The following is a 22,644-nucleotide window of genomic DNA, read 5'->3' as shown; positions in this document are numbered from 1 at the left end:
TAATATAAATAGTTTCTTAACTTTGTCTTAAAAAAAGACGACCTTGTAAAAACAAGATCGTCTTCTTACTTATATTTTTTGGTTTTTAGGGAAAATCACTTCAAAACAAGTGCCATCTCCCCATTTGCTCTCTACTGATATTTTTCCGTAATGCTTTTCTACAATCCAATTTGCGATTGAAAGACCTAATCCAGCTCCTTCTGACGTACTTCTTGCTCTATCCCCTTGATAAAAACGATCAAATAATTTCGGAATATCTTCTTCTTTCACTCCTATCCCGTCATCTTTCACCTGTATGCGAATCGAACTACTCGTTTGCGTGCAATCAATTTGAATATGCCCGCCTTCGTTTGTATACTTCATCGCATTATCTAACAGTATGACCATCATTTGATGAATCCGCTCTCTATCAGCCATAAAAGATACGTCACGTTCTACTTTTAGTATCATTTCTTTTTCTTGATAAGAAGCAATCTCTTTATATGGAGCTACTATTTCTTCTAACAATTTATCAAGTTCAAATGTTTTTTTATCCATCTCAATTTGATTAGAATCAGAACGTGCTAGTAATAATAAATTACTAACGAGTTTTGATAACCGCCTACATTCTTTTGAAATTGTAGAAATATCCATCGCTTTTTCTTCTATCGTAGCGGATGGTGACTGAAATAACACATCCGTTTTTGATTGAATAACTGCAAGCGGTGTCCTTAGTTCATGTGATGCATCAGAAACGAATTGCTGCTGTTTCTCCCATGAATTTTGAATAGGTACGAGTGCTCTGCCAGCTAGGAAAAAGCCGATACCTATCGCACATAAACTTCCTATGCTACAACCTATAACGAGGATTAAAAATAAAGTATTTAACATTCCTTCTTCCGCTGTTATATCTCGCACGATTTGAACTATTTCTCCATCTTTTTGAAGCGAAAATGCTCTAAAATATCGTCCTTGTACTTTGATATCTTGTAACTCCCCTATTTTTTCCGGAGAAAACTTTTCCAAATTCTCTTCAAAAATTGAACGGAATTTACGATTATCGCCCTCTATTTTCACTATTTTCCCATTCCAAGTTATTCTAGTTACTCGCGGATCTCCAATTTGGATATTCTCCATACGTTTTCTTGGTGGTATTTTAACATCTAATTTTTCTCTATACTGAGCCATCATTTTTATAGATTGATCCACTTCATTATAAATACGCTTATATGTGTATGAATAAATAATACTACCTAATATACCTATTAATAGGATAAATACTAATGAATTCACTATAGTCAAACGAATGCGTGTCTTTTGAAACATACTTCCCTTTTTCATTGTTCTTTTAATATATATCCAATACCTCGAACAGTTTGAATATCTTTCTGATAACCGAATGGTTCTAATTTTTTACGCAAATGATGCACATACACTTCCACAATGGCTACTGTCGTATCTGAATCAAATCCCCAAACACGATCAAAAATTTGTTCACGCATTAAAATCTTCCCGCTATTTTGAATGAGATACTCTAGTAGCTCATATTGTTTCAATGTCAACTTAATACTTTGTCCATCTACTTGAACGTCTTTATCTTTTCCGAACAATTCAATCCCTTTATAACGAATCGTTTGCTGCGTTGTTAAACTACCACTTCTGCGTAGTAAAGCGCGAATTCTCGCTTTTAATTCAGGGGCCTGAAATGGCTTAACGATATAGTCATCTCCACCAAAATCCAATCCCTTCACCCGATCTTCTAAAGAATCTCTCGCTGTCAAAAACAGGACTGGTGTTTCAATCTTTTCATCACGTATTTTTTGAATTACTTCAAATCCATCCATCCCTGGCATCATCACATCCAGCAAAATTGCATCATATATATTTTGAAGCGCTAAAAACAATCCATCTTCTCCATTTATTGCCGTATCTACTTCAAATTCATCACGCAAAATTTGTACGATAGACTCTAATAACGAGGCATTATCTTCTACTACAAGTAAGCGCATGCTCTCACCTTCCATCAAATAGTTCAATTCTATTTATTATTACATTTCTTCTCTTCATAACAAAAGAATGTAGTTACATTACGTATTTTCATTTTTAACTATTTCCTTCTAAAATTTTGAAATTTTATTATAAAAACTTTGTCTTAAATTTAGCTTAATAAAAAATTGAAAGAAATAAGATTCCTCTTATCTCTTTCAATTTTTTATTACATATACCTTTTTACTCGGCAATTCCAAACAATTTAGCTGACCACCGTACACAGCCCCGCCATCAATTCCAATAATACGATTACTACCAAAATACACTCCGCACTCCTCACTACCATGAAGCGTTTTTGTTTCCGTATGCCCAAATACAACAACCTTTTCACCGCTATATCCATTATGAAATTCATTACGGATCCACATTAACGTATATGGTTCAGATTCAGAAACTCGTTTCATCGGTTCAACCCCAGCATGTACAAATATATACTCTTCTGTTTCAATGTAATGATCTAATTCTTGAATAAACTTTATATGTTCCTCTAATACACGAGAGTGTAAAATCGGTTTTTGGAAGTCTTTCTCATTAACCGCAATATCTTCTTCTACAAATCCATAGCTATATAATGTCTTATCTCCACCATTTCTTTTTACCCAATGGTTCCATGAATGTTCCTCATTTGTCGTTAACGCCTTAATCATCATATCTTCATGATTTCCCTTTAAAATGAGTGCTCCCTCTTCTTTCAATTCTCTTACCTTTTCAATTACAGCACGCGCATTTGGACCACGATCTACATAATCTCCCAGTAAGATTAATTGATCCTGTTTCGCATCATATTGAGCTTCTTCCAATAACTGTTCAAACTTTTTTATCTCTCCATGAATATCACTAATAACAAGAATTCTTTTCATATTATCCCCCCTCTTTCTAATTATAGTTCAAAACGACAGAAAGTTCAGAATTGAAATCCCGAATCATATTTATCTCGCATTAATGGGCCGTAAGGCCCCCGCTGATTAAAGTTTCACTTTATTACAAACTAAACTATTATCCTTATAACAATGTAAGTCTCTTGTCATCCAATTCGATAGTTGTAATTACTGTATCTCCTTATACTGAAAGTAAGAAATGAAACAAAAAACAAGGAGAGATGAGAGATGAAAAAAGTAATGGAAGTTGTAGTAGCGGTAGTAGAGGTTTTCGTAAATGGTAAACAAGTCGCAATGGAGTTAAATAAATAATGAAAAGGACAACATTCACTCTAGACCCTTTACTCATATAAAAGAGATAAGACTTCATCATTTCTTTGATCCCTTATCTCCCTATAAAGAAAGCCGTATCCCTTTTAAGGATACGGCTTTCTCTTATTTTTGACTCGTACGAGCTGAAATGCTAATTGCTCTATCTGTTGCTTTGGCAGCTTCATCTAACGCTTCTTTACTATTCTTCCCGTCATACATCGCTTCTAATGCTTTTACAACTGCATCTCGTGATTCTGGGAATACACTAATTAAAGCCCCTTGTGTTGCTGGAGATTGCTTCGTCGCTTGCAGTTGATCTACTGTTACTTTCAACTGTGGATATTTTTCATATTGCTCTTTTACTAATGGCTCATTATATGCATCTGGATTAATTGAGAAATAACCTGTTGCAGTATGCCATTTTGCTTGTACGTCTGGCTTCGTTAAATATTTCATAAAGTCCCAAGCACCTTGTTGCGTTTCTTCTGAAACCATATTCGTCATCCATAATGATGCTCCACCAATAACAACACCATTTTGTTTCGAATCCTCTGGATACGGAATATATGAAACACCTACATTAAACTTAGATGCATCAATTAAATCACGAACACCTGCTGAAGAATCTAAATACATAGCAACTTGTCCAGACTGGAACGCGGCACGAATATCATCCCAACTTGCTCCATACTTTCCAAGTGCGCCAGCTTTATTTAAATCATCTAACATTCCAAATACTTTCTGTCCTTCTTTACCGTTAAATACCGCCTTCTTTGCAGCATCCTTACGACCGTTTTCGTTATCTACATATAAAGCACCTTGTGTCGCTAACAATTCTTCAAAGAACCAACCGTAGTTAAGCATGGAGAATCCATATTGTTTTACATTTCCGCCTTCTTTAATCGTTAACTTTTTCGCTGCTTCTTGTAATTCCGCATATGTTTTCGGAGCTTTCTCTGGATCTAAGCCCGCCTTTGCGAAAGCATCTTTATTATAAATTAATACTGGTGTAGATGAATTAAATGGCATAGAATACATTTTTCCATCAACTGAATAATAATTTGTAATTGCTTTTTCTAATTTTGACGTATCGTACTTATCTTTTTTTATCCAGCTATCAATTGGTGTGATTTTTTTACTATCAACCATATATTTCGTTGTAATTTCACTCGATTGAACAAGAGCTGGCGCTTCTTTCGTTGCAGACATCGTTCTAAATTTCGTTAAAGACTCTTCATATGTTCCTTGGAACTCTGCCTTTATCTCATATTTATTTTGCGACTTATTATAGTCTGCAACAAGACCATCTAGTACTCCTTGTGTTTTTCCACCCATCGCATGCCAGAAGCGAATTACTGTTTTATCACCATTTTTTTCAACTGGTGCTACTTTTGCCTGTGCTTCAGGTTTTCCCTCTGTTTTACTATTTGAACAAGCGACACTAGATAATGCCATTGTTGCTACCATTAATAGAGCAGCACCTTTTTTTACTAGATTCATTTAAATCTCACCTTCTCTTAATTATTTAATTGCACCTTTTGTTAATCCTTGTTGTAATTGCTTTTGCCCTAAAAATAGTAAAATCAATGTTGGAATAACGATAACCGTAACACCGGCCATTACGCTTCCCCAATCAGTTGCAACTTCTTGAGACTGAAGCTGCTTCACACCGATTTGCACTGTTCTTACTTTTTCATCAGTGGTCACTAAAAGTGGCCATAAATACATATTCCATGTTGTTAAAAAGCTATATACTCCAAGCGTAATAAAACTCGTTTTACAATACGGAATTACAACGCTGAATAAAAATCTTATATTTCCAATCCCTTCAATAAACGCAGCTTCTTTCAGTTCATTCGGAAGTGTCATAAAATGTTGACGTAACAAGAAAATACCGAAAGCTGTTGCAAAAAACGGCACTGTCATCCCGGCGAAACTATTGATCCAACCAAAGTTTTGAATCGTTAAAAAGTTAGGCACCATCGTTGCTTCCCACGGAATAAGCATCGTTGAAATAAACAGGAAGAAAATTAAGTTTCTCCCTTTAAACTGAAGAAAAACAAAAGCATAAGCTGCTAAACTTGATACGATAAGTTGTCCAATCATAACGACTGTCGATACAATTAAACTGTTATATAAGTATGTAAAAAGTGGTACTTTTTGAAAAATATTAATGAAATTATCAAAAGTAAACTGGGTCGGAAATAACCTTCTCATTTGAACATCGTCTGGTGTCATAAAACTTATTAAAAATGCATACAGTACAGGAAAAAATACCATTACTGCACTAATAATGAGCAGCATGTATAATAGGAAATTTTGTTTCCACTGTTTAACAATCATTTATAATGCACCTTTCTCTCAGCAAACTTAAATTGAAGTAATGTAGCAAGGAAAATGAAAACAAATAATACCATTGCTTGTGCACTTGCTGTTCCAAATTGATGATTCACAAACGCCTCTTTGTAAATCGAGTACACAATCAAATTCGTTGCATCATTTGGTCCACCGTGCGTTAAAATATCAATTTGTCCAAAGCTTTGGAACGCACTAATTAATGTTACTGTTACAATAAAGAATAAAGTTGGTGATAGCATCGGTAATGTAACACGGCGAAGTTTATATAAATAACTAGCACCATCTATAGATGCACTCTCATATAACGACGTATCGATATTTTGTAAACCACCTAATATAACTAAAAATGCAAAACCTGTATTCACCCAAACTGTTGTAACTGATACAGAGAATAGTGCCCAGTCCGGACTCGTTAACCATGCGATTGCAGGAAGGTTCATAGAAGCTAATATATTATTAAATAATCCTACACTTGGATGAAATAAAAATAGCCAAATCACTGCACTAGCAGCTACTGATATTCCCATCGTCGAAGAAAACAGAACTCGGAATAACCCAATACCTCTTACTTTTCCATTTGCAATCAATGCAAGAAACAAAGCAAATATAATACTCGTAGGCACTGTATATAAAACAAATAATAAAGTTGATTTTATACTTTTGTAGAAGGCTGGATCAGAGAATAAGTATTGATAATTTTCTAAGCCAACGAAAAGATTAGCTTCCCCATGTATATCGGTTAAATAAAAGCTATAGTAAATTGTCCTAAACAATGGATAGAACAAAAAAATCGAAAATAACAAAATAGATGGCGCCAAAAACAATAATCCTATTCTTAAATCTTTCGTTCTCCCCCATAATTTTTTCTTTTTTGACACCTTTGTTTGAACTGGTAACTTACTTACTTCGATCATTATTTCGCCACCACTTTCAACTCTTCTTCAGCTACCACTTTTAAGCGTTCATTCGTGTTTTCATTAAAGAAGCATAACTTTTCTTGCGAGAATAATAATTTTACTTTGTCACCTTTGTTCAAGAGTAACTGTCCGATGACTTTCGCACTCCAAGTTGTTCCATTTACCGCAAAGTTCAATATAGACTCATTCCCTAATACTTCTACAGATTGCAACGTCACTTCTTGTCCCTCCTCAGACAGTACAATATGCTCAGGGCGCATGCCTATGCGAATTGTTCCTTCTGGTAATTGCTTTAACTGTCTAATAGATAATGGAATTTGCAATTGCCCTATATGTAATACACCTTTTTCTTTATTTACTTCCCCATCATTTATATTCATAGAAGGAGAACCTATAAAGTTTGCAACAAATTCGTTTGCTGGTTCGTTATATATGTCAAGTGGTGTTCCAACTTGCTGTATACTTCCTTTATTTAAAACCATGATACGATCTCCCATAGTCATCGCTTCTATTTGATCGTGGGTAACGTAAATCATCGTAATTCCTAATCGCTGCTGAATTTCTCTAATTTCAATTCTCATTTGCGCACGTAATTTCGCATCCAAATTCGAAAGTGGTTCATCCATTAAACAGATTGGCGCTTGACTCACAATTGCCCTGGCAAGTGCAACACGCTGTCTTTGTCCGCCTGATAATTGGCCTGGTTTCATTTTCACATACTCTTTCAGTCCTACCATTTCAATAGCTTCCATTAATCGCTTTTGTCGCTCTTCTTTTTGTACTTTTCTTACCTTAAGTCCAAATAAAATATTTTCTTCTACAGATAAGTGTGGATATAATGCATAATTTTGAAATACCATTGATAGATTACGGTCTTTCGGCTCTAGATCATTTGCAACACGTTCATTAATAATTAAATCTCCTGAAGAAATCTCTTCTAAGCCAGCGATCATTCGTAATAATGTGCTTTTCCCGCATCCCGAAGGTCCAACTAAAACAAAAAATTCACCCTTCTTAATATGAACCGATACGCCTTTAACCGCTGTCTCTTCTGCATTTTTATATACCTTTGAAACATTTTTCAATTCAATCACAAGGTTGCACTCCTTTTTTCTTCTTGTATCCATACTTCATAATGACTTGTTGAAATCGCACTTGCTCCTGCATGAATTGCAATTTCCGCATCTTCTCGCGTTTGAATCAGCCCACCTGCAATAATAGGAAACTCTATTTCCTCTACTAGCTGTTTAATTATAGAAGGCATAATCCCCGGCATAATCTCTACTGCATTTGGTTTAGTCGTTTTACAATTTTCAATTGATTTAGTAAGGGATAAAGTATCTACAATAAAAATACGTTGAATTGTTTTCAATCCAATTTTATTAGCATTTCGAATTGTTGAACCCTTTGTTGAAATAATACCTTGTGCCCCGATAACATCTTGAATATACAAAAGCGCTTCCTCTGTATTCGTATTTAAGCCTTGTATAAAATCACAATGAAGAAATACATCATGTCCATGTTTCTGCAATTCATATACACGCTCTGGTAATTCCAGCATTGAACCAGTCATAAGAAAAACTGTTTTCGGCAATTTTTTGTATGCTTTGTATCCTTTCCAATCCTTTATCATCGCAATATAAGGTTCTTTAAACATTTTTTCCACCTAACTGTTCTATTTTTATCCAAACTAAAAACACCTACTTACATAGAACGCCTTTCTCCTTATTTGAACTCTAGGGAATAGAGCACACCTAAGAAAGTGGCACATTATATGTAAGTGGGTGTTCTCAAATGTTCTCTACCCTATTTATTTTGTTACCTTTACTATATTACGCATTTATTAAGTCAGTTTTGATAGATTGTTAATTAGGTGTTAACCGAATGTTAATATTCACCATATCACGATTTACATTAATCCATATATTCGAATACAAACGAATAGAACGAAACAATACTTAAAATTCAATCAATATGTAAATTCATTCCATAGTTAATAAGTTTTAGTTTTCTCGCAACGGCTTGTGAAGCATAATTATTCCAAGAAGTACTATAAAGTGGAATGCTTTTTTCTTCTTTTATTGATATCGCCCAGGCTGTAACACCATCAGTAACATATCCGTTCCCTTGAAACTCCGCTAAAGTTTCCACACTTGCCTCAGTAGCTACGGGCGTACTTCTGGCACTGCAACAAACAGAAACTACCTTTTCATTTTTTACAATTGCCAAATAAGGTTGCCTCCTTATTTACTCCATTTACCATCCATTCATAATCTATTTTTCATATTCAAAATAAAAATCCCATTCAAATACACATTACTGAATCCATCATACTAACTGATTTCTTCATTCTGTCTATCTAAATGGGATTATTTTTCGTTTTTTACTCTACTGGCTGTTGTGGCTGTACTACTTCATTCGCTCCAGCTACCCTCAACATATTTACAATATCTTTAAAACCTCTTTTTTCAGCGTATTGCAGTGGCGTCAGATGTTCCTTGTTAGCCATGTTTACATCTGCACCGTGATCAATAAGCAATTGAATTACTTTCTTATGGTTTTCACTACCATTTCCTAATACAATTGCTTCTAATAACGCTGTTCCACCACGTTCATTTTTATAATTCACATCAATATCTGTATGCTCTAATAATTCTTTAACAACCTCTACATGGCCACGCTCAGATGCAGAAATAAGTGCTGTCCCACCTGACCTAGTCGTTTCTTTCGTATTAACTCCTGCATTAATTAATACTTTTACAATATCCGTATATCCTTCTCTACTTGCATAAAGAAGTGGATTACTTTTTTTCTCATCTTTAATTTCAATATTAGCACCTGCACCAATTAATGCTTTAACTGTCTCTACATGATTTTGGTACGTCGCTGCAAGGACAGGCGTTTCTCCGTTGTCACCTTCTACGTTTATATTCGCTCCATCCTGAATCAACTTCATAGCTGTCTCTGTGTCTCCAAGGGTAGCTGAAAGTAACAACTGTTTGTCCATTAAATTTATACTTTTCTCTTCTTTAGATTCTTCCTGTTCTTTATGCTTCTCTTTTTTCTTTTCATTTTTCACATGAACCGGTTTCGATTCTGGTTCTTCTTGCTTATCGCAAGCCACTACCGTCATTAAAAGTCCTAATAAAATACATAATAAAATTTTTTGTTTTCTCACAACTACAGCTCCTATGAAAGATAATGTTTTCTTAACCATTCCTCCATCACATACAATAACTCTTCTTGAGTACATTTATCCATAAGCCCTTTATATTCCTTCTTTAATCGGATTATCTTAAGCTTATACTATGTTTCTCAACCTATTGAAATGATACGCCTGATGGCCCCATCATTAACATTATGAAGCAATTAGTTTAGCACGTTTTTACCGCATTTGTATACATTTCTAAAAAGTACATAAAGTGAAAATTTAATTAGTGGGGGTTTTGTTCATCCACCACTAATTATTAGCCCACACCAATCGGGCTTTTACGGGCAGCCCGACTCCACCTAACTTCTTTGCTTTCACTAAATTTTGAGGTGGGGATCTTACTGCCCGTTAATGCGGGATAAATGATTGCTTTAGGTTACTATATTCCATTGTAACCGTTCTTCTAAAAATTTTACACCTTTTCTATATTTGCACCTGAGTAATAATAGAAAAAGACAACTATATAGTTGTCTTTTTCTATTATTAATGATGTCCACCATGATTTCCTGCTTTCGGTTTCCCCATCATCTCTTTATTCATTTCCCATTTATGCTCTGCTAGCTCTTTATACGAAAGAACTTTACCCTTATAGTTAGATACAAAGCTCTCTGCATCTTTTTTATTTTTAAATGAAATGACATTATAAGCCATCGGTGTCGTTATTGTTTTATCATATACGTAAGTAGCTTCTTCTAACGAAATCCAATCTTTCGAATCATAATCTCGGACAAATTTCTCTTTCGTCTTTTCACCTGAATTGATCTCCATCCATTTATACATACAACCGATATCATCAAACTTTAACGCTTTTCCATTTTCTAAAATAATTTCTGTTGCAAATTGATTATCTGTTACCCCAATTTGGCAAATATCACATTTATCATGTTTCTCATCAATGGCAACAGCTGCTGTTTCCTTTTTCCCACACCCGACTACCGTAAATACGAAACATAAACATATAGCAAGTACGACATATTTTACTTTCATCAATATTCCTCCCTAGAAACCGTATACTCCACGAAAAGAATACCAAAAGGTTGTGTGAAATTTGTGAAAAAACAATGTGCTTTTTGTAATATAGGAAACAAACAAAGATGTGTAGTTATTTCTACACATCTCTCATCACTCGCAACCTGTAATTAACAAATCATCTTCTAACTTAACTAATAATGTATCCTCACTAATTTCCTGTCCAACTTCTACATTTACCAATCTTATATTTCCACTAATCCCGACTGCAATTTTTTTAAGCTCACCGTCATTTTTTCGGATCATCAGTAATTTCTCCCATTCATATACGTAAGAAGATTCATTAATAAAAATCTCCTCTACTTTTCCTTCATAAGAGCTATAAATCTCTTCAATTCTCGTTTTCATATAACATCTACTCCCTATTTCACACTTCACTATTTTCATCTTATTCTACCATTCTTACGAAGAGCAGCTTACTTTTTAAAAATTCAAATTAACTACCGTGAACAAAATGAACAAAATAAAAATTATGCTTCTAATGATGTTATTTTTCAAATTATTTACCATTTGAATAGATGCTTTTATTATAAATAAAAAACCTTTTTCTGAATTTTTATTCTATTTTGAAAGCGCAATCATTCTTTTGAGGGGGAAATCACATGTTAGCACTACTTGGATTTGCGATGGTATTTGTCTTTATGTTTTTAATTATGACGAAACGTATGTCAGCGCTAGTAGCATTAATATTAATTCCGAGTGTTTTTGCATTAATTGGCGGATTCTATGCCAATATGGGGCCTATGATGTTAGAGGGAATTCAAAAATTAGCACCTACTGGTATTATGCTTATGTTCGCTATTTTATATTTTGGGATTATGATTGATAGCGGTTTATTCGATCCTGTCATTAGTAAGATTTTAAAATTTGTAAAAGGAGATCCTTTAAAAATCGTTATCGGAACGGCTATATTGACTATTATCGTTTCTCTAGATGGTGACGGTACAACAACATACATGATTACAGTTTCCGCAATGTATCCACTATATAAGCGCCTTGGAATGAACCCCCTCATATTAGCTGGAGTTGTTATGTTAGGGGCGGGGGTAACAAATCTTACACCTTGGGGTGGACCCACAGCTCGTGTTATGAGCGCACTTGGACTTGAGGCTTCCGAATTATTTACACCTCTTATTCCAGGAATGATTGCTGGTGCAATTTGGGTTGTTTTCGTTGCTTACTATCTTGGAAAAAAAGAAAGAAAACGTTTAGGAATTATGGATGTACAGTATTTAAAACAAATGCAAACAATGGATGAGCAAGCTGCAACTGTCGAAGCCGCAGTGCATAAACGTCCTAAACTTCTATGGATTAACTTTTTATTAACCGCTACATTACTTGTCTGTCTCATACTAGAAGTTATGCCGTTACCTGTTTTATTTACAGTCGCTTTTGCTATCGCTGTTATGATTAACTATCCAAACTTAGAGCAACAGAAAGAACGTATTGCTTCTCATGCAGGGAATGTATTAGCAGTTGTTTCTCTCGTATTTGCTGCCGGTATTTTCACTGGTATTTTATCTGGAACAAAAATGGTAGATGCCATGGCTAACAGTGTAGTAACTCTTATACCAGATGCACTTGGACCACAATTGCCAATTATTACAGCTCTTCTTAGTATGCCATTCACATTTTTCATGTCCAATGATGCATTTTACTTTGGGGTATTACCTATTTTAACTAAGGCTGCTGCTACTTACGGAATTAGTGCAGCTGAAATGGGACGTGCTTCCTTACTTGGGCAACCCGTTCACTTATTAAGTCCTCTTGTTGCATCCACTTATTTATTAGTTGGGATGGCAAAAGTTGATTTTGGTGAACATCAACGTTTTACTTTATTGTGGGCAGTTGGAACGACAATGGTGATGTTGATTACTGGCATTGTAATTGGGATTATTCCAATATAAGACGCAAAAAACAGTAGAAGAAATAAATCCTCTACTGTTTTTTATTATGAAGAAACAAGAAAATACCGTCTCTCCGGTCTCCCCACACTCCCATATATTAGCTCTGCGTGGACTTTCTTCCCAGATATTAAATACTCTAAATAGCGCCTTGCAGTTGATCGACTTACGCCTACCATTGAACTTAGTACCTCTGCTGTAATCCCTTCTTCATTAACTGTTAACATATGTTTTTTTATTTTTGCTAAAGTTAAGGGGTCTATCCCTTTCGGGGCATATTCCATTTCATTTCCCTTTACGCCTCTTTGAGACCATAAATGTTCTATTTGTTCTGTAGATAATTGATTATTTTTCTTCAGCTGCACAATCTTTTTTTGATAACTTTCCAAACTCGCCTTAAATCGATCAAACATTAGTGGCTTTACAATATAATCTGTTACTCCGCCCCGCAGGGCGTGCCTCACTACATCTGTTTCCGATGCCGCTGTAATCATAATAATATCTGTATCGTGCAAATGATGCCTAATATATGTGACAAGTTCCGTTCCTTGCATATCAGGTAAGTACACATCTAATAACACAAGCTGTGGCTTCACAAGCTCTAGCCATTCTTTCGCTTGTTCTCCAGTCGTTGCCGTTCCAATTACTTTAAATCCCTCAATTTTTTCAGTAAAACGACGATGAATGTCAGCAATCCGAATATCATCTTCTACAATTAATACTTCAATCTCCTCACCCATTACTATTCGCCTCTCTCTTTCGGTAGTGCAATAATAAATAACGCACCACCTAAATCCCCTTTTTCGATTGCAATACTTCCATTTAAATCTTCTACTAACTCTTTCACTTTTGCTAATCCATATCCTCGCTCTCCTCCTTCTTTCGTCGAAAAGCCTTTATAGAATATGCTAGTAATTATTTCATCATGAATCCCTTGCCCTGAATCTTCCACTTCAATTAATATTTCTTCTCCAATATCAGTTACAAACATCCTTACTCTCTTATCATTCTCTTCATTTTTTTCAATTGCTTCAAATGCATTCGTAATTAAATTTCCTAAAATAGAAACGACATAATTACTCTCAATATGTGGACTTAATTTGTCTAAACCACTTTCTCTATCTAGCATAAAATCAATCTTCAACTCTCGTGCTCTATTATAAAATCCAATTAAAATTCCACCTAGCCATGGATTTTGAATCCGCTTCATAATAAATTGAACAAAATCTTGATATACCGCTGTTTCCTTATGAATAAGCTCTAAAGCATCTTCGTATGATTCTAATTGGATAAGACCTGAAAGCGTATACAATAAATTGTTATATTCGTGCGCTTGCGCTCGTAATGCCTCTGTATATTGCTTCGTCTGAGATAATTCTGCTGTTAACTGATCCATTTCAGATTTCAAACGTAAGCTCGATACAACGCCAGTTACTTTATTCTTTACTTTAATAGGTAGACGGTTCGCAATAACAGCCTGTCCTTTTATATTTAATTGGCGATCAAACTGTTCTTCACCAGTTTGAAGTACATCTAGTATCGTTGAATTAGGAATTACATTTAAAATAAATTCCCCAATAATATTTTGTTGTTTATCTAGCGAAAGAATATCATAAGCTGCTTGATTGACTAAACTAATCATGCCATTTTTATCGATTACAATAATCCCTTCACGTACAGATTGAATCACTGTACTATGCTCTTCATATAAAGATGAAATTTCTTCTGGTTCCATACCGAACATCATTCTTTTTATACTTGCCGCTAAATATATAGAGCCGATTACTCCAATTAATAGCCCTATTATTGTAATCCAAAATACACGCTTTCCATACACCTCTACCGCTCCATGAATATCATCCATTGAAAATCCAACAGACACCACACCAATGATTTCATTTTCCTGATTACGGATTGGAACTTTTCCGCGTAATGAAGGGCCTAATGATCCAGTTGCTTTCGAAACATATGATTTTCCTTCTAATAAAACGCCTTTGTTATCTCCACCAATCATCGCTTCTCCTATTTTATCTCGCTCAGGATGTGCATATCGAATCCCCTCTTTATTTCCAACTACAATGAAGTCAGCCTCTGTATCCATTCGAATTCTTTCTGCAATCGGCTGAATAATAGAAGCTGGGTTTTCTTTTTGAAAAGCTTCCTTTATTTCAGGTATAGCAGCAACTGTTTTCGCAACATGCAAAGCCCTTTTGCCAATTTGCTCTTCTACCGTTTCAGATAATATGTAATAAAATAAATAACTCGTTAGCATAAGTACAACTAAAATAAGTGTACTAATAGTTAATGTAATTCTCGGTTGGAGTTTTAATTTTTTTAATTTCAAAACCATTCCCCTAACATGATTAAAGATAGAATTTAAAGAATATACAGTCTCTTTAATTATACTTAATCATAACACGGTTACTCTATATTTCTTTCTTTTTCTCTTCATAAAAAAAGAAACGAAGTAAAATTACTACCTCGTTTCTTAACATTCGTTATTACACTTTAAACTTACTAATCATCTCTTGTAATTCTTCTGCCATTTGTGATAAATGGACTGCTGCTGCATTTATTTCATCTACTGAAGCTAATTGTTCCTCAGAGGAACCAGCAATATTTTGAACGCTTGCTGCATTTTCTTCAATTGTAGCTGCAATTTCATTAATAGATGCACTTACTTGTTTTGCATCTACCGTCATTTGTTTTGCTACATCTACCATGTTATCAATTTGTACAACTGTATCATCCGTAGATTTCAATATTTCAGCAAAGCTTTGCTTCGTTTCATTTGCAACTACAAGTCCTGATTGTACTTCTACTCCAACTTGATTCATAGAGCTTACTGTTTCTTTTATATCAAATTGAATCTCTTTCACTAGTTTCCCAATTTCCGTAGAAGACTGTCCTGATTGTTCTGCTAGCTTTCGCACTTCATCTGCTACAATTGCAAATCCTCTTCCTTGCTCTCCAGCTCTCGCAGCCTCAATTGCCGCATTTAACGCTAATAAATTTGTCTGTTCAGCAATATGTTGAATCACTTCAAGGATTGCTCCAATTTGTTTCGACTTATCGTCTAACAAACCAATGATTTTGTCTGACTGCGAAACAGACTCATGAATTAATTGCATTTGATTCACAGTTTGTTCAACTAACTTCCCACCATTTTCAGCTTTTTTCTTCGTATACATAGAGGCTGTAGATACTAATGAAGAACTATCTGCAACACGCTGAATTCCTTCTGTAACTTCTTCTAACAATGTTGCTCCTTCTTCAACTTCTTTCGTTTGTATTTCTGCACCACTTGATACTTGCTCTATCGCCTGTGTAATTTGTTCCGTTGCTTCGCTTGTCTGCTTCATACTAGCTGTTAATTCTTCTGAAGATGCCGCTACATGACTTGCTGAAGTGTTTATATTGGAAATGACACTTTGTAACGATGCAGCCATCTCGTTAAAACTTTCTCCTAGCTGCCCAATTTCATCTTTAGAATGAACTGTAATTGACTCTGTTAAATCGCCTTCACTAATCTTTTTCGATGATATAACAAGTTGTTTTAACGGACTAATAATAGAAGCAATTATGAAGTAAATTAAAATCCCACCAATTACTAATGAAATACCAATAACAGTTATTGTTTTATAGAAAATAGGGTTAGCTGCTTCGATAATTTCTTTTGAAGGCATAATTCCTGCTATTTTCCATCCAGTTTTCTTATTCGTTTTAAAAGTGATATTGCGATCTTCACCATCTAATGAATAATAAAAATCTCCAGCTTCCTGTTTATACAATTCTTTACTAAGTTTCTCTTCTAATTTCTCTCCTGGCTTCATTTTCGGGTGCGCTACTACATTTTTATCTTGATCAAATATCGCTACATATCCTTCCTTACCTATATTAACCATCTTGGAAGTAGTAACAATATTATTAATGATTAAGTCAATCCCAAGAACTCCACTTTTATCCTCGTTTTGTTTTGCTAGTGTAATAACAATATTCCCTGTCGTTTTTGACTTATATGGAGCAGTTACAATTACCTCTCCACTTTTCTTCACGGCCTCTTTATACCAATCTCTTTCTGTAGGATTATATCCATCTGGCATCTGAATAGCTGGTGATTGAATGAACTGTCCATTACTAGATCCTGTATAGATTGCTTCCATTTCTGGATGCAGTTTATTGTATTCTTCTAGTTTATTTTGTATGTTTTGAATTTGATCTGCTTGGTAACTTGATTGTGTGAATAATTTCGTAAAATAAGTTGCATCTACTTTTTTACTATCCAATTCTTTATTAATTACATTATCCAAAATTTTTATATTATCTTTCGCCGAGTTTAAAATCGTTTCATTAAAATTCGTCTTCGCCTGTTGATAAGACGTCCAACCAATTACAATACTTGGAAGAATTAAAATGATAACAAATGACACAAGTAACTTTGTTTTTAAACTACTACTCCTTAATTTCCCTTGAAACATATTTCTACCCCTCCATACCGTTTTAAATGTAATTATCTCACATTTAATTTATTTATATAAATTACACGATTAATTGTATTAACTCTTTGTCTCTTTTTCTATTAAAGAGTTAATACATACCTTTTTCATTCTATATAAATTAAATAATTAAAACAATATATAAAAATGTATATTATTCGAAATATTATAATTCACAGAAGAACCTCCAGTATTTCACTTACTAGAGGTTCTTTCCATCTTACTATTCTTTATCTTTTTCTACTTCTTTTTTCTCATCTTCTACTACAGATACAACAGGTTTATCACTTGATAATTGTTGTACCGCTCCTTTTCCAGCAAATCCTTCTAATAGCTCTTTTAAGTCAATTCCAGAAGAAGCTTTTAACGTTTCTTGCATCGTTGCCATTAAATCAGTTGCATAACCCGCAACTTTTCCAGCGCCGCTATTTTTACCACCGCCGCCTGTATCAACAACTGTAATTTTATCAATGTTACTAAGCGGACTTGCAACTTCCTTCGCATAACTTGGAAGCATTTTAAGAACCATATCCATAATTGCCGCTTGGCCATATAACTCAAATGCCTCTGCAATTTTTTGCTTCGCTTCTGCTTCTGCTAAACCTTTTAATCTAATAACATCTGCTTCCGCCGTACCTTGTGCTTTTTGTACTTCCGCTTTCGCTTGACCTTGCGCTTTTTCGATTTCCGCCTTCGCTAAACCTTCTACACGTACTTCTTCCGCACGAGCTCTCGCTTCAGCTTCAATCTTATATTGATCCGCATCTGCCTTTTTAATTTGTTTTACTTTTTCTGCTTCCGCTGATTGCTCAACAGCATAGCGATCTGCATCTGCTTTTTTCTTAACTTCTGCATCATATTGCTTTTCACGACGCGCAATCTCTTTTTCTTCTAACTCGATTTGCTTTTCACGCTCAATGATTTTAACGCGCATTTGCTCTTCTGTAACACCTTGTTGTGCTTTCGCTTGTTGTAATTCGTAAGAAAGATCCGCATCTGCACGGGCTTGCTCTTGTTCCCTCTTATAGGACTGTACTTTTAATTCTTTATGTTTTTCAGCTTCAGCGATTTGTGCATCACGTTGATATTCTGCTTCTTTTGCCTCTTTTTCAGCACGTGCTTTTTCAATACGTGCTTCTTTTTCACGCTCTGCGTTCGCAATTGTTGCATCACGCTTAACGGTCGCAATTTGCGGCTGACCAAGCGCATCTAAGTATCCGTTTTTATCCATTATTTCTTTAATTGTGAAAGAAACAATGCGAAGTCCCATCTTCTTTAAATCTGTAGAAGCTACTTCATGTACCTTTTGAGCAAATTGCTCTCTATTACTATACGCATCCTCTACTGTCATAGAAGATAAGATTGCACGTAAGTGACCTTCTAAAACCTCTTTTGCTTCTACTTTTAACTCTTCTGTTTCTTTTCCTAAATATTGCTCAGCTGCAGTAGATACTTCTTCAATTGTAGAACCTACTTTAATAATAGAAACACCATTTACTGTAACTGGAACACCTTGCTTCGTATACGTATCACGTGTACCAACTTCTAATTTGTAGTTTAATAGGCTTAAAGGTTCTGCTCTTTGCATAATTGGAACTACGAAAGTACCGCCCCCGCGGATAATCTTAATCTTCTTTCCATCATCAGTGGTAACAACATTCTTTCCTCCACCAAGCCAGTTCCCTGTAACAATTAACGCTTCATCTGGACCAACCGTACGATACTTCGTAATGAATACTAAAATGAGTAGAATTAAAATTGCGAGTAAAACTCCACCGATAATTAATGGAATCGTCATGTAAATTCCCCCTTATAATTTTGGTTTTTTTAAAGAATAAGCGATGTTTTGTACAAGTAAAACACCATCTTGGACTCCCTCGATAATAACTTCAGTTCCTTGTGAAATATCTTTTTTCCCAATTGTTTTAGCTGGGATTGCATTACTTCCAAATTGAGAGGAGATTAGTACTTCTCCAAATCCTTCTGTAGGAATTGTCGTAATGACTTCTCCTTTGCAACCGATAAATTCATCCATACGTTGTACGGTATTTTGCTCTGCTTCTGCAATCGGTTTTAAAATTAGTATTTTCATGATGAAAACACCGATAAAAGATATAGCAAATGCAGCCCCAAAAATAGTAATACTATTAAAGGAAAACAAATATTCTCCTATATAACTAAGCCCACATAACATGGCGAAGAAACTAAGTAATAAAGTAACAACGGATACAGATCCGCCCCCAAAACTAAATATCGATTCAAATATATCTCCAAAGAAGATATAAATAACAGTGAGTATAGTAGCAATAATAAATCCATATAAATAAATTGTTTCAAGTGGATAACCAAACAAGACCATTTCTTATCCCCCTTTCTTAAACAATCCCTTTTTTGTTATATGTATGCCCCACCTCTTTCAAAGATTATAGTTCTTAATTTTCAGTTATTTACCTTTTAAAGAAAAGCCTGTAAGACAGGCCTCTAAAAAAGAACAGGAGAAACCTATTGTGACAGGCTCCTCCTAGAAAATAACCGATATATTATATATCTATATAATATACTATTTTCCACAAAAAGTAAAGTTAAACATACATTGGAAAGACACTTATTTTACTGATAATTTGTACGTTCCATCACCATTATCATATTTATATACATACAAGTAATACTTGCCTGGTTTTGCATTAAATTTCGCTTCTATATGATTCCCATTGGCTTGACCGTAAGCTGCATAATTTTGCATATCTGATTCATGGTGAAGTACCCATGTCATCCCAATTCCATACTCATTTAAAACAGAAATGTCGATATCTTTCGCTGATGCTACATTAAATGTATAAACATCAGTGTGGTCCCCGCCAATAAGACTGCCTTTTATCGTACTATTTAGCCCGATACGATTTGCTTCTTCTAGACGATTATTTGGTTCTGATTCTGTTAAACTTCCATCTTTAATCGTAACAGTTGTTTCGCTTCTGCTCTCTTTGCCTTTATCATCTTTTACTCTTAATGATACTTTATAAGAACCTTCTCTTTCATATACATGTACTGGATTCACTTCTGCACTTGTGCTTCCATCTCCAAATTCCCATAAATAAGAAACAATTTTTCCATCTTCATCGTTTGAGCCATCACTTTTAAATTGAATTCCCTCTTTTACAAGACCGCTATAAGGGCCATTTATATTAACCGTTGGAGCTTTATTTTCTCCATCATCTTTTGCGATTCCATGGAAGACTACATCATATTCAAATTCATTTGAACTATTCACACGATAATTGACGAAGTATGCTGTAACAGTTTTGTAGCCACTCCATTCTTTTTGCGCCAATTGTTCTAAAGATTCATTTACTCTTTTACTCATTGCTTTCCAATCTTCTGATTCACCTTTTGTGACACTACCTGTATACGTACCTTCTAATGTAAATGTATTAAAGAATTGAGAATTATGTTTTGTCATTTTTGTATCTTTCATAGGCAACGTATCACTAATTTCTTTTTTCACTTCAGTTAACGATTTCGGTGCATGTTCAGCTAAATAATCATCTGCTACTTCCGGTACATTATATTTATCTTGATTATCAATTAACTGCTGCATATACTCTTGATACTCTTTATTTAACTTAGGATCTTTACTTAGATTTTCACGATATGCATCATAATTTTTCACGTCATTCGCACGAATCAAATCTTGAATTTTATCAAATGTTTCAAACTGATGCGTATATAAGTAAGACTGCAATGCGAACGAGTAATTATAGAAATCCCAAGAACCGTATTTAGCAAATAGTGTACGCTCTGCTGTATAACGGCTTGCAGGATCAGATGATAATCCGCTAATTATACTCTTTCTTGGTACAACGTTATTCGTACGAGTAGATCCTGCGAAAAACTCTGCATTTCCTTCTTGGAACCAAGTTAGCCTTTCATTTTGATACATATCTCCTCTTCCAAATAAACCAGGAACTTCATATCTCCCTTGCAGGTAATGAGTAAATTCATGACGGAATAACTCTTCTAAACTATAAATACTTTGCTCCGGTGTACGCTCATATGTAAAGAATGTACCTGTCTCTTCAATATAAATTCCACCGTTGTTTGTTTCATATCCATACAATTGTCTATTTAATTGATATTCATCTGGACTATTATAAATTACGATCGTTAATACATCATCCGCATTTCCTGGCTCTAACGCTTTGTCATTTCCAATTACACGGTGGTACTGTGCCTTTACTTCCTTCGCAGCCCAATATAGTCTCTTAATTTTTTCTTCTGATACTTTATCTCCTGTTTTGAACACAATTGATCCATCGTCGAATGTATACGTTTTTGGTAAGTATTGCTCTTTTCCTTCTTTACGTATTTTCTCTAAATCTACTGTATTCCCGCTATAATCTTTACCATTATAATTTGTTGTAATTTGTTCTACCGCAACAAAATACGGTTCACTTAAGCGCGGGTACATATGCATTGCTTGTGTAACAACCTCTAATCCTTTATTTGGATTGCTATGAAACTTCCCTAAACGGCTAGCAAAATAAATGCCATTATTAACGAGCCATTTATTTTCTGGCGTTACTTCATTTAGAAGAGCAATACGATTTATTTCATTAATAAACCCATCTACTTTTCCATACCACATCGTTTCATTCGCTTCTTTACGAGCCTCAGTTAAGTACGACTGTATATCATAGTCAATACCTTGCATAATATCGTATATTGCTTGTCCCTTCATTCGATCATTTACATAAGTAGTATAATTATCATTGTATTGCTTTAAAATATTCGATGCATATTGAACCGTTTCAACATCGCTTGAAGCATTACTAATTAATTTACCGTATGCAGATACGACTGTATCTTGTTCAACTGTACCAAGCTTAAAGTTTGGATTTTTTGCGATTGCTTTTAAAGCAGGTAAACATTTATCCTGGAAGCTTCTTTCATTTAAGTCGCTTAATTCACTATTATAAAATGCAAGATAAAAAGCTGAACGCAGCACTTCAGTAAACGTTTGAATTCCTTTTGAATCATCTTTCGTAAATGTACTACCTCTATGAGCTAATTCATCTATAATGACTTGCATTTTTCCTTTATCTTTATAAAAAGCCTTTGCATCTTCATTAAACTGGAATAAGTCTGTAATGTGGTGCCACTTAATACTGCCTAACGTTTCAACTAATTCTTGATCATTCATTTTGTTTAAATCAGCCATTGAATAGCTTTCTTTAACTTGCTTCACTGCAGTTTTCTTCGTAATAGATGCTGGTCGCTGTGAAAAATCTCCTACTTTTAAACGTTCTTGAAATGATAAAGTTTCATCAACTTTTGAAATATGTCCAACTTCATCTACCGACTTTTCAATTCCAACCGGTTTCGTTTTCAACACGTTATACGGTACTTTTTCTTCCGCTGCTGCATGAGTTTGAAGTGCGCCTAACGATAAAGCCATTGTACTAATGCTAAGCATCACTTTATTGATCTTTGATTTCTTGTTCATATCCTTGC

General features: G+C 34.7%; 18 protein-coding genes and 2 pseudogenes. 1 reads left to right on the top strand and 19 read right to left on the bottom strand.

All coding sequences use genetic code 11. The features are described from left to right. Positions 1-69: 69 nt before the first annotated feature. The 12 genes and pseudogenes from HFD78_RS24970 to HFD78_RS24915 form a co-directional block, all read right to left on the bottom strand. Positions 70-1,320, bottom strand: a complete 1,251-nt coding sequence (locus tag HFD78_RS24970) for a sensor histidine kinase (RefSeq protein ID WP_000715830.1) — start codon at positions 1,318-1,320, stop codon at positions 70-72. Next, a complete protein-coding gene (locus HFD78_RS24965; RefSeq protein ID WP_001238623.1) occupies positions 1,317-1,988 on the bottom strand; it encodes a response regulator transcription factor in 672 nt (223 codons plus the stop codon). The genes HFD78_RS24970 and HFD78_RS24965 overlap by 4 nt, the downstream gene beginning before the upstream one ends. Positions 1,989-2,183: 195 nt before the next feature. Continuing rightward, a complete protein-coding gene (locus HFD78_RS24960; protein WP_000821994.1) occupies positions 2,184-2,888 on the bottom strand; it encodes a metallophosphoesterase family protein in 705 nt (234 codons plus the stop codon). A gap of 453 nt (positions 2,889-3,341) precedes the next feature. Further along, positions 3,342-4,718: an ABC transporter substrate-binding protein gene (locus HFD78_RS24955; RefSeq protein ID WP_001055009.1), complete on the bottom strand. Its 1,377-nt coding sequence runs from the start codon at positions 4,716-4,718 to the stop codon at positions 3,342-3,344. A gap of 21 nt (positions 4,719-4,739) precedes the next feature. Then, positions 4,740-5,561: a carbohydrate ABC transporter permease gene (locus HFD78_RS24950; RefSeq protein ID WP_000635956.1), complete on the bottom strand. Its 822-nt coding sequence runs from the start codon at positions 5,559-5,561 to the stop codon at positions 4,740-4,742. Next, the gene (locus HFD78_RS24945; protein WP_000573803.1) at positions 5,558-6,490 is read right to left on the bottom strand and encodes a carbohydrate ABC transporter permease; all 933 of its coding nucleotides are present in this window, start codon (positions 6,488-6,490) and stop codon (positions 5,558-5,560) included. The genes HFD78_RS24950 and HFD78_RS24945 overlap by 4 nt, the downstream gene beginning before the upstream one ends. After that, positions 6,490-7,587 (bottom strand): ABC transporter ATP-binding protein, encoded by a 1,098-nt coding sequence (locus HFD78_RS24940; RefSeq protein ID WP_000571380.1) that lies wholly within the window; start codon positions 7,585-7,587, stop codon positions 6,490-6,492. The genes HFD78_RS24945 and HFD78_RS24940 overlap by 1 nt, the downstream gene beginning before the upstream one ends. Continuing rightward, positions 7,584-8,150, bottom strand: a complete 567-nt coding sequence (locus HFD78_RS24935; protein WP_000472001.1) for a glycerol-3-phosphate responsive antiterminator — start codon at positions 8,148-8,150, stop codon at positions 7,584-7,586. Before HFD78_RS24935 ends, HFD78_RS24940 begins: the two co-directional genes overlap by 4 nt. 308 nt (positions 8,151-8,458) lie before the next feature. Further along, a pseudogene (locus tag HFD78_RS24930) lies at positions 8,459-8,734 on the bottom strand (GNAT family N-acetyltransferase); the annotation flags it as partial. Between the two features lie 142 nt (positions 8,735-8,876). After that, positions 8,877-9,746, bottom strand: coding sequence for an ankyrin repeat domain-containing protein (locus HFD78_RS24925; protein ID WP_000287336.1), 870 nt, complete (start codon positions 9,744-9,746; stop codon positions 8,877-8,879). Positions 9,747-10,187: 441 nt separating this feature from the next. Beyond that, positions 10,188-10,691: a nitrous oxide reductase accessory protein NosL gene (locus tag HFD78_RS24920; RefSeq protein ID WP_000865667.1), complete on the bottom strand. Its 504-nt coding sequence runs from the start codon at positions 10,689-10,691 to the stop codon at positions 10,188-10,190. A gap of 135 nt (positions 10,692-10,826) precedes the next feature. Continuing rightward, on the bottom strand, positions 10,827-11,081 hold the full coding sequence (locus HFD78_RS24915; RefSeq protein WP_000857377.1) for a hypothetical protein: 255 nt from the start codon (positions 11,079-11,081) through the stop codon (positions 10,827-10,829). Between the two features lie 254 nt (positions 11,082-11,335). On the opposite strand from HFD78_RS24915, the gene HFD78_RS24910 reads away from it, so the two are divergent. After that, the gene (locus tag HFD78_RS24910; protein ID WP_000880467.1) at positions 11,336-12,640 is read left to right on the top strand and encodes a CitMHS family transporter; all 1,305 of its coding nucleotides are present in this window, start codon (positions 11,336-11,338) and stop codon (positions 12,638-12,640) included. Positions 12,641-12,684: 44 nt separating this feature from the next. On the opposite strand, the gene HFD78_RS24905 is transcribed toward HFD78_RS24910, so the two are convergent. From HFD78_RS24905 to colA, 7 genes and pseudogenes are all read right to left on the bottom strand, one after another. Beyond that, a complete protein-coding gene (locus tag HFD78_RS24905; RefSeq protein WP_000503463.1) occupies positions 12,685-13,377 on the bottom strand; it encodes a response regulator in 693 nt (230 codons plus the stop codon). 2 nt (positions 13,378-13,379) lie between these two features. Then, the gene (locus HFD78_RS24900) at positions 13,380-14,987 is read right to left on the bottom strand and encodes an ATP-binding protein (protein ID WP_002060713.1); all 1,608 of its coding nucleotides are present in this window, start codon (positions 14,985-14,987) and stop codon (positions 13,380-13,382) included. Positions 14,988-15,138: 151 nt separating this feature from the next. Then, complete coding sequence (locus tag HFD78_RS30160; protein ID WP_370941341.1) at positions 15,139-15,999, bottom strand: methyl-accepting chemotaxis protein; 861 nt, start codon at positions 15,997-15,999, stop codon at positions 15,139-15,141. A gap of 81 nt (positions 16,000-16,080) precedes the next feature. Further along, positions 16,081-17,115: pseudogene (locus HFD78_RS30155) on the bottom strand (HAMP domain-containing protein); the annotation flags it as partial. Between the two features lie 241 nt (positions 17,116-17,356). Then, positions 17,357-18,931 carry a flotillin family protein gene (locus HFD78_RS24890; RefSeq protein ID WP_000155019.1) on the bottom strand — a complete coding sequence of 525 codons (1,575 nt, stop codon included), beginning with the start codon at positions 18,929-18,931 and terminating at the stop codon, positions 17,357-17,359. A 12-nt stretch (positions 18,932-18,943) separates the two neighbouring features. Next, positions 18,944-19,492: an NfeD family protein gene (locus HFD78_RS24885; protein WP_000242446.1), complete on the bottom strand. Its 549-nt coding sequence runs from the start codon at positions 19,490-19,492 to the stop codon at positions 18,944-18,946. Positions 19,493-19,738: 246 nt separating this feature from the next. After that, positions 19,739-22,636 carry a collagenase ColA gene (colA, locus tag HFD78_RS24880; RefSeq protein ID WP_191968125.1) on the bottom strand — a complete coding sequence of 966 codons (2,898 nt, stop codon included), beginning with the start codon at positions 22,634-22,636 and terminating at the stop codon, positions 19,739-19,741. Positions 22,637-22,644: the final 8 nt, after the last annotated feature.

Source organism: Bacillus sp. EKM501B (genome assembly GCF_011800505.1).
Taxonomy (GTDB): domain Bacteria; phylum Bacillota; class Bacilli; order Bacillales; family Bacillaceae_G; genus Bacillus_A; species Bacillus_A cereus.
Note: the sequence above shows the minus strand (reverse complement) of the source record. Positions and strands in the feature narration are given on the sequence as shown.